The organism is Thermoplasmata archaeon (genome assembly GCA_038851035.1).
Lineage (GTDB): Archaea > Thermoplasmatota > DTKX01 > VGTL01 > VGTL01 > JAWCLH01.
On sequence record JAWCLH010000031.1, the window covers coordinates 1 to 13,379 of the forward strand.

At 64.3% G+C, this 13,379-nt stretch carries 6 protein-coding genes; 3 read left to right on the forward strand and 3 right to left on the reverse strand.

All coding sequences use genetic code 11. The annotated features are described in order from the left end of the window. Positions 1–269: zinc ribbon domain-containing protein (locus tag QW379_08940; protein MEM2870521.1), on the forward strand; the 269-nt coding region annotated here is incomplete at its 5' end. Between the two features lie 12 nt (positions 270–281). On the opposite strand, the gene QW379_08945 is transcribed toward QW379_08940, so the two are convergent. The 3 genes from QW379_08945 to QW379_08955 all read right to left on the reverse strand — a co-directional run bounded on the left by QW379_08945 (position 282) and on the right by QW379_08955 (position 8,890). Then, positions 282–782, reverse strand: coding sequence for a GTP-dependent dephospho-CoA kinase family protein (locus tag QW379_08945; GenBank protein MEM2870522.1), 501 nt, complete (start codon positions 780–782; stop codon positions 282–284). Positions 783–857: 75 nt separating this feature from the next. Next, positions 858–5,114: a S8 family serine peptidase gene (locus tag QW379_08950; protein ID MEM2870523.1), complete on the reverse strand. Its 4,257-nt coding sequence runs from the start codon at positions 5,112–5,114 to the stop codon at positions 858–860. A gap of 119 nt (positions 5,115–5,233) precedes the next feature. Continuing rightward, a complete protein-coding gene (locus QW379_08955; protein ID MEM2870524.1) occupies positions 5,234–8,890 on the reverse strand; it encodes an Ig-like domain-containing protein in 3,657 nt (1,218 codons plus the stop codon). Positions 8,891–8,996: 106 nt separating this feature from the next. Between QW379_08955 and QW379_08960 the strand changes: the two genes are divergently transcribed. Together QW379_08960 and QW379_08965 are read left to right on the forward strand one after the other, a co-directional pair. After that, positions 8,997–9,239, forward strand: a complete 243-nt coding sequence (locus tag QW379_08960; protein MEM2870525.1) for a hypothetical protein — start codon at positions 8,997–8,999, stop codon at positions 9,237–9,239. Between the two features lie 742 nt (positions 9,240–9,981). Further along, complete coding sequence (locus QW379_08965; protein ID MEM2870526.1) at positions 9,982–13,281, forward strand: hypothetical protein; 3,300 nt, start codon at positions 9,982–9,984, stop codon at positions 13,279–13,281. The last annotated feature ends 98 nt before the right edge of the window (positions 13,282–13,379 follow it).

A 13,379-nucleotide genomic window follows, 5' to 3' on the forward strand; every position in this document is an offset into this window, starting at 1 on the left:
CGCAAGTCTCGGGCGCAATGGAGACGCTCGAGCTCGCTCGCGATTTCATCAAGGAAGGCGACGGGGAGGCGGCGATGCAGTTTGCGATGGAGGCGAGGGCGGCGCTGGGAGGAGTTGGGGGAGGGGTAGCGGGCCGGGCTGGGGGGAGAGCCGCGGTTGCGGAGGGGCAAGCGAAAAGGCCGAGCGGCGGTCTAAGGTGCCCCTCGTGCGGCGAGGCGCTTGAGCCCGAGTGGCCAATGTGTCCAGCGTGCGGGCACAGGACGAGATAAAGCTCCAGACCCTCAATCACCCGCGGAAGAATCTCGTTCTCCAGGAACCAACAGCTCCAGCAGCCCACGAGCCCTCGCCCGGCTCGTCCCGTCCACACGCACGACCACCACACCCTTACCGGGCATTCCGTAAAGGACGACAGCACCATCGGGTGCGAGTAGAATCGCGGGAATCGCCGCTAGGTCCTCTTCGCCCTCAACAACCACACAGGCGCTCCTACCCTCTTGTGCGAGCCGAATGCCCCTCTCGATTGCGCTCCATAGCTCCTGGGTGAGCGTGCCCGCGGGATTGGGGGCGCGCAGCACCTCTCCACCGGCCCTCTCGAGAAAGAATTCTAGCCCAACCCTCTCCTTCCGCTTCGTCTTGAAATCGAAGACCGCAAGCTCGGGGCGGATGCCGGCGGCCAGCAGGGTGGAGGTGACGACGTCGCCCACGGTTACCAGTGGGCGGGCTTTTCCCAGCAGTCCGGGAAGCTCTTGCGCGTCGACAATGGGCCCGAGGGGGACCCTCATCGCCTCCCTTGATGAATCGGGCAGGAGGAGGGGGAAGCGTCGTGGGGGCTGTTGGGCGCTCAGCTGCTCACCGCCTCAATTTTGTTTCTTCAGCTCCTGAAGCCTCCGGAGGAGCTGCTCGAGCTCGGACTCTGTTCCCGGGGCCGAAGCGGGGGGCTGAGGCCCGGGCGCAGGTGAATGAGCCTCCTCGGACGAGGGCACCCGCGCAGGCTCCGGCGCGGCCTCCGGCTGCCAGTCGGGCGGGAGGTATCTGGGGCCTGTTGGAGCCTCTGAGCCCTCCGGAGCTTCCTGCTCCTCCCTCTCCTCCTCCACCCTGAGGTACAGGGGGCCCGGCGGGTGCTGGAGCTCCTCTGGATACGGCGGACTGGCCTCCACGGCTCTCTGCTCTGATGGGGTCTGGTCGTATCGAGGCGAGACCTCTCCCCAGCCGCCCGCGAGGTATATTTCTGCTCCAGCCGTCCGAGCCGCCTCTGGCTGGGGGGCCGGCTCGGTGTCGAGAGGCAGGGCCTCTGCAGGCGGCTCCTCGACGGCTCCGGACACTGGACCGGAGACTCTCCTCTTCCTTATCCGCGCGTAAACGGCGCCGGCGCCGGCCGCGGCAACCACGACGAAAATTAGGATGATGAGCCAGACCGGTATCCCTCCGCCGGTCTCAATGGGTGTGACGGGCGGTTGCGGGGGCGGTGGGGGGGGTGGGGGAGGGGGCTCCGGGAGCTTTAGAATCTCGACAGTCACAGCAGTCTGGTTCTGAACCACCGACCTCCCCGTCGAGACCGCCCTGAATTTCACGGTGTAGTTGCCCTCCGGTGTGAAGTTAGAAGTGAGCACGGTCACATTGACCTCCGCGAACTCGCCCGGGGCGAGGGTCACGTTGGGCATATCGAAAGCCACGGACCAGTCGTAGATGAGCTCCACGCACGAGAGCTCGATGGTGTCGTTCCCGTTGCCCAGATTGCCCACGAGGAGTGTGAAGTTGGCCGCCTCGCCCCCATAGACCGCAGACCCCTTTTGCAGGGCGTTGAGACTGACCTTGTAGTTCTGATTGACGGTGATGTTGTGCTCAAGGACGGCGACGTTACCCCCCGAGCCGGTGGCTGTGACATTCATCCGGTACTGGCCGGAGAGGTGGCCGGCTGGGCATGTCACGGAGAGCTCGACGGTCGCCTCGCCCCTTGGCGGGAGCAGAACGGCGCTGCGCTGCAACGTGAGGAACCAGCCGGGCGGGCCGGAGGCCTTGAGGAAAACGGTGTCATTCCCGTTGCCGGTGTTGATGAGGGTCAGGGTGTAGTTAAGTGTCCTGCCGGGCTCGACCCTGTCGGTGATTCCGAATATGCTGAGCTCCGTTCCAAATATCTGGAGGACCGAGATTCTGATTCTATGGCTCTGTCTCTCGCCCTGCGAGGAGGTCGCGGTCACCTCAACAACCATGCTGTCGTTGGCGAAAGCTTCCCGCGGGACATCGACCCTGAGGGAAACGCTCGCCTCCTCTCTGGCGCCGAGGACGAGCTCGCCTGCTGAGAGGTTCACGGGCCAGCCGGGGCTCCTCCCGACCGGCCTCCAGCTCAGGTTGTAGAAGTCCCTCCCGTTGCCCGAGTTTTTAATGGAAAAGCTCGCGCAGAATTCCTGCCCCCCCTCCACCCAGTTCTCAGCCGGCGAGCTCATGTTGAACTCCATACCGAACACCTGCCTGACCACAGTCGTCAGGTTGAGCGTCTGGCTGAGGCTGGAGTTGGCCAGCGACCTCACAACCACCTGCGTGGTGTAGTTCTCGCCAACGGTTGCGTTCGCCGGGGGTCGGACCGTCAGATTGACGGACGCGGAGGAGCTCCTGCGGAGTGTCAGGGCCGTGGCGTTGAGGCTCTCATTCCATCCGGGCGGCGGCCCGGGGCCCGTGAGCTCGAGGGAGTAGCTGTCGTTTGCGGTGCCCGCGTTCTTCACATCCAGATAGAAAACCGCGGGCGCTCCGGGGTCCACATCGCGCCTCTCCGCGCTCGTGATGACCATCAGGCTCCTGTAGAGAACCTCGATATTCACACTAGCGCTGTTGTTGGTCTCGTTCCTCTCCCGAATCAGGTTTAGGGGGTCGAGCTCGAGCCTGACGAGGTACTTACCGCGCGTCGCGATCCACCTCGCCGATACCTGCAGGCTCGTATTCTCGGGGATTTCCGGAACGGTGACGTTGCTGACCAGAATGTTGTTGACCATTATCCTGTAGTGGGCTCCGATTGCGGGCAGGGTTCCGTTGTTCCTTATGGTGGCGTTGAACAGAATCTCGTCGCCCTCGACCGGCTCGTCAGTGGAGAGCTCCGGGCCCGAGACAACCATCAGGTCAACGAAGTCCGGGCTCACGCTGATGTCTCCAGAGACCACGATGGCGTAGTCCTGCGGACCCGAGGGTACATTTTTGGCCCTGACCTTGACGACCCATGTTCCGGGCGAAGGTGCTTTGAGATAGAAACCCTCCAGATTGTTCCTGTCGTCCGGGCTCCCGCCGGGCACGGACTGGCCGCCGGTGAAGTTGTTGCCGTAATAGGTCGCTCCCGTCGGGCTGAGAACCACTAGGTCCAGGTCGTTGACGAGTTTTTTCTCCGCCGCGGGCGCGCCCGGGGGGTCGGTCCAGGCGAGCATCACCTTGAATGGCGAGGAGGAGGAGACGACATTCACGTTATAGAGCTGCTCCTCGGTTGTCTGCAGGGGGACCGTCTCGTCCTCCCAGAAGATTTCGTAGCTCGGGCCGCTTAGGAGGGTTCGGGTGATGTTGATTCTCCCCCAGCCCTGCCCATTGCCCGGGTAGGGGTACTGGGGCGCCATCGGCTGGGCCCCGTTGGCCAGAAGGGCCTTCATCAGCGCAGGGCTGGGTGTGTGGTTGAATTTGTCCCTGTAGTATTGGACGACGAGCGCGGCCGCGCCCGCGGTAATCGGTGTGGACATGCTGGTCCCGTCCGCGGCCCTGTAGCCGTTGACAGTTCCGGCGGCGCAGGAGGTGACCTGAAGGCCGGGTGCCATGACGTCCGGCTTCCGGCGGCCATCGTTCGTTGGGCCGTTGCTGCTGAAGCTCGCGATCTGGTCCGGGTCGAGGCCGACGTTGTTGCCGGTCGCGCCCACGGTGATCACATTCTTCGCCGTCGCGGGCTCGCGGATGCCCGTGAAAGCCTCATTGCCCGCTCCAAAGAGGACGATCATGCTCTGGTTCCCGGGCTCCGAGGGGTCGCAGTCACGAACCGCGGTGTCGTAGGCTATGGCCATAGCACCGTAGGTTCCGTGGGCGGTCGGGTCTCCCCAGCTGTTGGTGCAGATGTCGGCGCCGTGGTCCTGCGCGTCCTTGAGCGTCTGGGCGCTCGCGGCCTCGTTTGCAATCGTTCCAGATATCGCCTGCAGGCCGATGAGCATCGCCTCCGGAGCCATGCCCGCGTAGCGCCCGCCCTGACCCGCTCCCGTGCCCAGAACCGAGCCTGAGACGTGCGTCCCGTGGCCCTGACTGTCGGTCCAATCCGCGCCGCCGAAGTAGCTCTTGAACCAGACCTTTTTATTGGAGAAGTCAACGTGGTTCCCGTCGACGCCCGTGTCCGCCACAGCCACAATCACGTCCTTTCCCGTCACCCCCTCAAATGACCCGGCGTTGTAGCTCCAGAGGCTCGTGCCGTCGTTGAGGAAGGGGCCGTCGTTTGCCTGCCGCGCCCCGATTATTCTTGCTGCGTTGTTGTTCAGCAGGGTGGCGCCGTGAAATGGCTCGACCCACTCGACTCCCGGCAGGAAGGCCAGGCACCTCGCCATCCCCACGTCGGCCCTGACCCGAATCGCGAACCGGTCCCCCGAAATAATATCGACCCCCATCGCCCTGATGCGCGCCTCGAGCTCTTCCGCCCTCTCGAGGAAAAGGACGCTCATCGTCAGCTCCCCGCTCTCCCCGGCCAGACGGGGCGAGATTCTGTAGCCCGGGTGGAACGGGCCGACCCACCTGACGAAGTCCAGCGCGGAGACCAGTAGCCTCTGGAGGGGCGTCATTCTGACGATAAACGCGTATTCCGGCAGGTACCTGAATACTACGACCCCGAGGGCCTCGAGCTCCTCCCTCCACTCCTGCAGGACGGGACCCGCGAGCTGGACGATGAAATATCCATCGCTGTCATCCACCTTAAGGTCGTCCGGAATCGGGGGCGGGGAGCTCAGGGGGTCGAAGGCACCGCACTCGAGGAGAAGCTTGGGCGAGTCCTCCGCTTTCCTGAGCCCATCCCCCGATAACGCGATGCTCGGACTGGGGCACGCGAGCAGGACTGCGAGAGCTAGCGCTATCGCCCAGTGGGTCACCGGCGTCCCGACCTTCAATGCCATCCTATTCCACAATTCACATTTTTATATATGTATATAAAAATATGTGTACAGAATTGTGCATATGTCAATGTGCATTATGTTTATGGGCATATGCGCGTGTGCATATGGTGCATAGTGCATCATCTTTTATTTATCACAGCTCCAGCCCCCCCGCCATTTCCCCCCTCCCCTTCGCCGCCAGCGCCCACCCCTCCGCCATTCCTGCGCCTGAGGAGGACGAAGCCGGCGCCGATTAAGGCGACTAAAAGGCCGGCGGAGGCCGCGAGGGGCCACGGGCCGACTCCCGGCACCTCCTCCCGGGGGTGCTCGATGGTGAAGTCGCGGAAAGTGATTGCCTCCCTTCCCGCTTCGTCTCTAGCCCTCAGCTCGATTCTGTGAGGCCCGGGGCCGGGGGCGGCGATGGTCAGGCTCCATGTGCCGTTCTCCAGAGCAGCCGGGCCCCAGGGGCCTCCGTCCAAACGGTGCTCGACGCTCCTTATTCTGTGATTGTCCCTCGCCAGACCGCTCGCCACCAGCCTCCCTTTCTCTACCCAGAACTCTATTATCTGAATCTCGGGAGGGGTTGTGTCGAGCACTGCTACGGTCCCCGTCTCGAGAGCCTCGTTGCCCGCGAGGTCCACGGCCCTGACCTTGAGGACGACCCTCCCGAGTGGGAGGACGGAGGAGTTCAGCTCGACGCAGTACCTGTCGCCCTTGAGCTCCATGGGCCATGGCCCGAGGCCGGCCGCGCTGAGCTCGACCTTGGCCAGCCCGTGCCTCTCCTCCACAACTGCCCTGACGAGAAATACCGTTCCGGCCTCAATATTCGTAGGGGCCGAGACCCGCACGACGGGCGGCGTGGTGTCGACGAGCTCTATCCAGGCACGACTTTCGGCACTCTTGTTTACATCGTCCCAGCCCCGGACCACGACCTCCCATCGCCCGGGGGCAAGGCCGGAAGTGTCCCAAAGATACTCCCACTCCCCTCCATCGGGCTCGAGCTCGCTCCAGTTCACTCCGTCCGTGCTAAGCTCCGCCAGCCTGATTCCCGACGAGTCCCGGATGGTCCCCCTTATCAGCACCTGCGAGCCGGCCTCGGCCTGCTGGGGGAGCTCGATGCGAATCTCCGGCGGGTCCGCGTCTATTTTTATCGACCCGGAGGCGCTCGAGCTCCAGCCAGCGGCGTCCTCCGCGGTCGCTGTTATTGTATAAACTCCAGAGGAGAGGCCCGAGGTGTTCCAGAGGGCGCTCCAGCGCTGGCCCTCGATATCTGCCTCTAAATCCGTCCCTCCGGCCACAACCACCACGCACCGGAGGAGCACTTCGTCCATTGCTTCCCCCGTCAGCAGAACTTCCGCGCCGTCCGGGAAGGTCCCGGAGGTCTCGATGAAAACTACGGGCGGCTCGAAGTCGAGGGTGAACAATTTAGAGGCGACGCCCTCCCTTCCCGCGAGGTCGACGGCCCTGACCGACGCCCTGAAGGTGCCGGGGCACATCGCGGCAGTTTCCAGCGAAACTCTCCAGCTCCCGCTCGGCCCGGCAATATCTAGCTTGACCCAGCCTCCGGCGAGGCCTGGGCCCTCTATGCGCATCCAAAGCTCCCTGACCCCCGTATTGTCAGAATAATCGCCCTGAATGGTGTGGCTCTCCCCGCCCCTCAAAACCGGCGCGCACTCGATCGTCACCTCCGGGTCGTCCGCGTCTATTCTGACGCTCAGGGCCTCGCTTACCAGCTCGCCGCCGCCGTGCCTCAGCCGCGCGAGAATTTTGCGCTCGCAGCTCGGGAGGCCGGAGGTGTTCCAGTCGAGCCACCACATCACGCCTGAGCGTGATGCGGGCAGCCAGCTCTCGCCGCCGTCCACGCTGAGCTCGACAGAGGCGATGGAAGCGGCGTCGGCCTCTCCCTCGACGCGGACGGTGGAGCCTCCGGAGACTAGTGAGCCTTCCCGGGGACTTAGAATCGTTATGTAGGGCCGGACCATGAGCTTGGTCGCGATTCGCACCTTCGTGTATGTTGAAAGGGCCCCATTGACCACAACGAGAGTCCAGTTGGGGGAGGGCAGCTCCGCGGACGCGCAGAGCTCAGTCCCCTCGAGGACACAGCAGGCCCCGCAGCTCAGGCTCCTGTTGAAGCCGTCGTATTCATCGGTGATGAAGGCCAGCAGGGGCATCGGCTCGCCGGTCAGGTAGTAGTGCTGGCCGAAGGCGCTCCGGCCCCTCACGTCCGACTCCAGAGCCTCGAGCCGGAGCTCGAGCCTGTAATTCCCGCCGGGAGGGGCGGTCTCACGGACCCCCTCACGCGGGTCTGGCGCGGAGGCGCCGAGGCTGATGTTGAATACAAGACATTCCGGTAGGGGCGCGGCCCCCACCATGACCACATCCGAAGCGAACAGAACATAGGGGTTCATTCCCGTGCTCCCGGCCTGAGCGGTCGGGTAGCCCCGGAGCCCCTCGCTGTCCACCCTTGCGTAGAGAGTGAGATTTTTTCCAACCTCGAAGCCAGCCCGGCCCAGCGAGTCCGTCGAATTCCATGTGGCGACGAACCTGTAGGACGGGTTGCCCTGGACCTCGCAACCGAGCCACACCGTCGCGCCGTCCACGGGCCTCCCGCGCGCGTCCCTGACCTGCACAGTGAGCCTGCAGACGGAGGTGTAGTGGGCCGTCAGGGGCCAGACGAAGGCGTCGCCCCTCGGGGCGTTGACCGATGGAAACCTCTTCCCCCAGCCCGCGTAGCTCTCTGGGAAGTCTATGTAGGTGTTCACGGGCTCCCACTGGACCCACCTTCCGTCCCAGAATTCGTTCCATACGTGGTCCTCAGCGAGGTCCTCGGCCCCGATGCACGGAACCAGCGCCGCCCTCGCCGCCGCCGCGGTCAGGTCCTCGTGCTCCCCGCACCTGCCCAAATGCTTCGCGTATATCCTGACGGGCTGAATCGGGCGCTCGGAGTCGCTGCCGAAGTCCATGACGTCCTGCACCCACTTTGTAATGGCTCCGACAGCGCCGTTCCCCTCTATGGTGTTCTTCAGGCCTCCCCAGAGCCTCGTGCAGCAGGATAGGGCGTCCCTGAGGAGCGGGTAGCCGGGGTCGGCGTGGTTGAGGAGGTAGTCCCTCCAGAACCTACCCGTTGGCGGAGGGGCGAACTGGCCGCTTGAGGGGCTGATGTAGGCCGGCATCTCGTCGCTCAGCCTCGGGTGGACGATGTACCAGTAGTAGAGCTCATCGGGCAGCTCGACCGGCGAGCCCGTAGCGTTCACATAGGTCACGGTGGTGCGGCCCCCCTTCTCCGTCAGCTCCACATAAGGGAGAACCGGGTCCGCGGCATAGACCGAGGCGGCGTTCTCGACGAGCAGGGCTGGATTGAATTGCGGGTGTTTCAGAATTTCCGGCGATGTGAATGCGATCGAGAAAGCGACCTCGTCCAAGAGCCTCAGGTCCTGCAGACCGAGAATCACGTCTGCATATGAGTCCATCGAGCTCCCGAGCTCCCTGAACTGGCGCTCTAGTGGAGACCTGAGCCAATCGGGAGCGAGAGCGAGGGCTCTGAGGGCCTTATCGGTGAGAGGGGGGCTGGGCGTGAGCTCGGTGAAGGAGCCGGAGGCGGGGTCATAGGAGGCGGCGTAGTGTGAACCCGGAGGAATGCGGAGCTCGCTTTCGAGCTCCGCGAGGAGCTGGAGCCCTCCGGAGCGACTCGTGGCCTCAGAGCTCTCATCTGCTCCTCCCGCGCCTCCGATGGGAGTTGGAGGGAGGCCGATGGCTAAGATGAGGAGGAGAACCAAAAATCGCTTGCGCCTGTCCATCGTAACCCCTCTTCTTAATTCCCCGGCGGGATATTAATAAGTATCCTACTCCAGCGCGCGCCGGAGATAAAGTTATATTTGGCGAAGCCAATCCCCGAGACGGGATTTGGAGATGGCGGAGGAATGGGCAGAGGAGGGGGATTTCGACGCCACGCGCCCTGCGCACGATGACGACTATATACCGAGGCCCATCAACTCCCTTACCCTGTGCGGCCTCCTCGTCGAGGTTCTTGTCAAGCAGGGGTGGCTCATCAAGCAGAAGCGCGAAAACCAGACCCTCTATTTCCTCACCCGCAAGGGCTTCGAGAAGCTCGAGGCGCTGGGGGTGAAGGTGAGGAGGCTCTTCTGACCCGGCATCGCGAGTTGTTAAAAACCACCGCCAGCACCGTTGCCTTCGACTTCTCCAACTCTCGTTTGCACGTATCGCCCCCGAGCCCCCGCTTGAGTGCCGGCGAGCTGATGTCGCTCCCGTCCTCCGATATCCAAAGGCAGCGTTTGCTCAGGCTCTTTTTCTCGTCCTTTCTGGTCATTACGATTTTTAGGGACACTCTTCCTTGTCCAACCGCTCTATGCCTTCGCGACAAACGCCTCTTTGAAAACTTCACTGAGCAAGACTTCGCGAGCCCCGGCAACTGCGCCTCAAGCCAGTAACGGAAGGGCTGCCAAGAGAATCGCAAGCCCCGAGACGATGGCTTAGTACCGTCAAAGCGAGTCTCTTAGGTGCACACGGCCGCCGGAACCCTCCGGGGCTCTCACTGCGAGCCGGGGATTGGACAGTCCATGAGCCGGGCGCTAAACGGCCGGCTGCCTTTGCGCTCGTGGTGGTGGACGACATCGTAGTGCGGGGTCTCTTTCCGGCCTATTCGCAACGCTCTTCGTATCCCAGCCCGGGCCTTGGTAACGCAGTGGGGTTGATTCGCTCAGGTTGATGCGCTCAATTTTGGAGCGAGTGGGCTCTGAGGGCCGACTGATTGTTCTGGCGTTTACTGGCGGAGCAGATTTCCCCATATTAAATCATGTGAACATGTGAATTCATGTGAATTAAATGCACCAAAATCATTTAATACCTTTAATTTTAATCCGTGGAGCGTATGTTCGAAAAGCTCGAAACCGCTCTAAAGAGGTTCCTCGCGATCGGACTGATTTTTCTAATGCTCCTGCCCGCCCCGACGGGCGCTAGCGGCGGTGGCTCTTGGGGCGCTGGCCCTAGGGCCGTCATCGACAATTCCGAAAACCTCATCATTCCCGCTGGGGAGGTATACGAGCTCTGCGGCTGCCACACCTACTCCAATTCCGTCCAGATAAACGGGACGCTGAAGGTGAAGCCCTACGACGGCTCCAACACGAGCACGGGTATGGTCTGGCTCAAGGCGAGGTGGATAATCGTCGGCTCCACGGGGGCGATAGTGGCCGACGGAAGGGGATACGGCGGGGGCGGCGGCGCCTCGGAGAGGGCGGGCGCGGGCGGCAGCGGCGGGAGCGGCGGGAAGGGCGGGGCGGGCGACATGAGCAGGAAGGACGGCGGGGGAGGCGGCGGGAGCAACGGGGGCGCCGGAGGTGCCGGAGGCACGCAGGGGACGGCCGGGGAGCCCGGGACCGAGGCCGGCGGCGGGAGGGGCGGAAACTCGGTCACGGGGGGCTATCAGGGCGGCGCGGGCGGGAGCGGCTTCGGCGGCGGCGGAGGTGGAGGGGCGGGCTTCTTCGACCCCAGCGGGACAGTCGCGGGCGGGGACGGCGGCGGAGGGGGCGGCGGAGGATGCGGGGGCAGTCCGGGGAACGGATACTCTACAGGAGGGAACGGGGCGGGGCCGGCCGGGGGCAAGGGCGGCCAGTCGCAGGGCCAGACTCCAGCCGACGGGAACGACGGGGGCTACATGGTCGCGGGAGTCAACGGGGACAAGACCAACGACACCAGCATCGTCATGGGCAGCGGAGGCGGCGGGGGCAGCTCGAACCTGGGCGGCGCGTCGCTCAAGTCCGGGTGGGGCGGAGGGGGCGGCGGGGGTGCGGGGGGAGGAGCCGTCGCGCTCGTCTCCGACGGGGACATCCTTGTCGCCGGCTCGGTGAGCACGACCGGCGGCGGGGGGGGCATGGGCGGCGCGGACATCAGCGGCACCGGCGGCAGGGGCGGGGGGGGCGCGGGCGGCGGCGTCCTGCTCTGGGGCCAGAAGGTCACCGTCACGGGCTCCATCGACGCCCGCGGCAGGATAAAAAACACCCTCAGCACGACGAACGGTGGAACGGTCAAGATATTCTGTGCGGAGGACCGGTCCGGCTCCGGGACGATTCAGGCGGGAAGGAAGTACACCAACCTCCGGCCCCCGGCGCCGGGTCTTCTGGAGCCCGGGGACAACACAGCAGGGCCCGTGAGGCCCGTTTTCAGATGGGAGGCCGTGGCGGACCCCGAGGGCGAGCCAGTCACTTACCAGCTGCAGGTCTCGAGGTCGCCCGAATTCGGCACGCTCGAGGTTGACATAAGCGGGATACCATCCACAGAGCACGAGGTAGCGAAGGAGCTCCTGGGCGGGCCGTTCTACTGGAGGGTGCGCGCGAGCGACGGCTGGGGGAGCGGCCCGTGGTCCGAGACTTGGAAGCTCCTCTCGGACACAACGCCCCCACTCTCCAGAGTGAACAAGCTCCGTGAGTTCTCGAATTCGGTGAGCTTCACGGTCTCTTGGAGCGGCACCGACGACTCCTCCGGAATCGACAGGTATTACATATTCGTATCAGAGGACGGCGGGCCCTTCGGAGTCTGGCTTGACGGGACTAACGCGACCTCAGGAGTTTACGAGGGCGAGGACGGCCACAGCTACTCCTTCTATTCCATCGCCGTGGACCGGAGCGGGAACCGCGAGGCCACGAAATCGGAGCCCGAGGCCAGCACCACGGTCGACGCCACTCCACCGACCTCGCGCGTCGCCCCGCTGGAGCCCTTCCAGTGCTGCGCCACCATCAGGGTGAGCTGGTCGGGGGAGGACGCGGTCTCCGGAATCAAGAGCTACGATATCTACTCCGCTGTCGACGGCGGAAGCTTTGAGATATGGCTGAGGGGGGCGAAAAACACATCGGCCGACTTCACGGGCGAGGACGGCCACGCCTACGCCTTCTACAGCATCGCAACCGACAGGGCCGGGAATGTGCAGGAGCCGCCGGAGGAGAGGGACATCGTGAGGGTGAGGGTCGACATGACGGCTCCGAAGAGCTCGGTCAGGTTCGGGAATCCGAAGTACGGCCAGATGCCGGTCTACATCAGGCCTGACACGCTGATAAACATCACCGCCTGCGACGGCTACTCTGGCGTGGAGAGGACCTTCTACAGAATAGACGAGAGAACGCAGGAGGAGTACACTGGGAGCATCACGGAGGGCGCCGGGGGCCACCACAACCTCACCTACTGGAGCGTGGACCTCGCGGGGAACCGCGAGGAGCCCGCCGCGGTCTGGTTCTTCGTGGACGGCGATGCGCCCATCACATCGCTCGAATTCAACGGTCCAAACTATATGGGTGAAGATGCGGTCTACATCACCTCGAGAACGGAGATATCGCTCGTTGCGAAGGACGGCGGCGTCGGCGTGGAGCGGACGGAATATTCCCTGCAGGAGGGGGGCATGGACCCATTCACGGACCCGATAAAGATGACCAAGTCGGGCGCGCACACCCTGCGCTACAGGAGCGTGGATTATCTGCTCAATGAAGAGAAGGAGAAGAGGCAGAGGCTCGTCGTGGACAATGAGCCGCCAAAGACAACCGCCGTTGCGCCCTCAGGGCCGCAGAGGACCGACATCACAATCGAGCTGACGGCCCAGGACGCGCTGAGCGGAGTAGCGGCCACCTACTACAGAATCGACCCCTCCGGAGGGCCGGAGGAGGGCTGGGTCTGCGGGACCGTCGTCAGGATACCGGCGCCCGAGGACCACACAAACGACGGGAGGCACAGGGTCGAGTACTACAGCGTGGACAATCTCGGGAACCGAGAGCCCGCGGCCTCTCTGGAGGTCGAGGTCGACACGAGGAGCCTGCTGGAGCTCGAGGAGCTCTCGCCGAAAGGTGACAGGGTAGTGATCCGGGGCAGGGCCGAGCCCGGCGCCGTCGTGAAAATCAACGGCGAGAGGGTGGATGTCCGAGCCGACGGGAGCTTTGAGAGGGAGTTCAAACTGCAGGAGGGCAAGAACACATTCGTCGTGAGCTCAACGGACCCCGCGGGGAACGAGGCGGAGCTGACAAGGAGCGTGAGCTACAGCAGGCCGGCGGAGGGCCTGCAGACCGGGGCTGTGGTGGGCGCCGTCGCGGCGGTGGCGCTCGTGGCGGCGGCGCTGGCGGCGGTCGTGATGATGCGGAGGAAGAAGAAGGGCTCTGTGGAGAAGGAGGGAGCCGCACCGCCTTCACCGTGAGGAGCGTTGGGTTGAGGCGCGCCGATGGGGCGCGCCGCCGACGAGCGCGCCGCCCCTTCGGCCCAACTGGCAGAATGTAGGGAGGCCCCGGGCGGTCC

Coding starts and splice junctions, on each gene's coding strand:
- QW379_08950 (MEM2870523.1), bottom strand. CDS start 5,114: ATGGCATTGAAGGTCGGGACGCCGGTGACCCACTGGGCGATAGCGCTA.
- QW379_08965 (MEM2870526.1), top strand. CDS start 9,982: ATGTTCGAAAAGCTCGAAACCGCTCTAAAGAGGTTCCTCGCGATCGGA.
- QW379_08945 (MEM2870522.1), bottom strand. CDS start 782: ATGAGGGTCCCCCTCGGGCCCATTGTCGACGCGCAAGAGCTTCCCGGA.
- QW379_08955 (MEM2870524.1), bottom strand. CDS start 8,890: ATGGACAGGCGCAAGCGATTTTTGGTTCTCCTCCTCATCTTAGCCATC.